Below are 724 nucleotides of genomic sequence, written 5' to 3'. Positions count from 1 at the left end.
GCGGGCGGTGCTGGACGCCGAGCCCGGGATGACGGTGGTGGGCGTCGCCGCCACCGGCGCCGCCGCGCTGAGCCTGGCCGTCGAGCACCGGCCCGACGTCGCCGTGCTCGATGTCAACATGCCCGACGGCGACGGGCTCACGGTGATCGCCCGTATGGGCGCCGCCGGGCTGCCCACCCGATCGCTGATCCTGACGATGTACGACGACGACGAGAACATCCTGGCGGCCCTGCGCGCGGGCGCCCACGGGTACGCGCTCAAGGGCACGGGCGGCGAAGAGATCGTGGCCGCGGTGCGCGCGGTCGCCCGCGGTGAGGCGGTGTTCGGCGCCGGCGTGGCCGCGCAGATGCTCGCCCACTTCGCCCGCGTCGCGACGGCGTCCCCGTTCCCCCAGCTCACCGAGCGCGAGCACCAGGTGCTGGAGCTCCTCGCCCGCGGGATGGGCAACGCGGCGATCGCCCACCGGCTCGACGTCAGCGCCAAGACCGTGCGCAACCACGTCTCGAACATCCTGACCAAGCTGCACGTACCCGACCGGTCGGCCGCGATCGTCCGGGCCCGCGAGGCGGGTCTCGGCGGCCCGCACGAAGCCGGATAGTTTCCCGGACCGGCCGGGACGGATGTCCCGTGACGGCGGGACGCGGGCCCACCCATCCTGGCCGCCATGCGGACACGGATGGTCAGCGGACTCGGCCTGATGGCCTCAGGGCCGATCTGTCTCGCC

General features: G+C 74.2%; 1 protein-coding gene. It reads left to right on the top strand.

The annotated features are described in order from the left end of the window. Positions 1–598 (top strand): LuxR C-terminal-related transcriptional regulator (locus tag ITP53_RS55640; RefSeq protein ID WP_195903530.1); only part of this gene is annotated, 598 nt, incomplete at its 5' end. Between the last annotated feature and the right edge of the window lie 126 nt (positions 599–724).

The organism is Nonomuraea cypriaca (assembly GCF_015645445.1).
GTDB lineage: Bacteria > Actinomycetota > Actinomycetes > Streptosporangiales > Streptosporangiaceae > Nonomuraea > Nonomuraea cypriaca.
The sequence above is the reverse complement of the archived record's forward strand: the minus strand, read 5'-3'. Positions and strand labels throughout refer to the sequence as shown.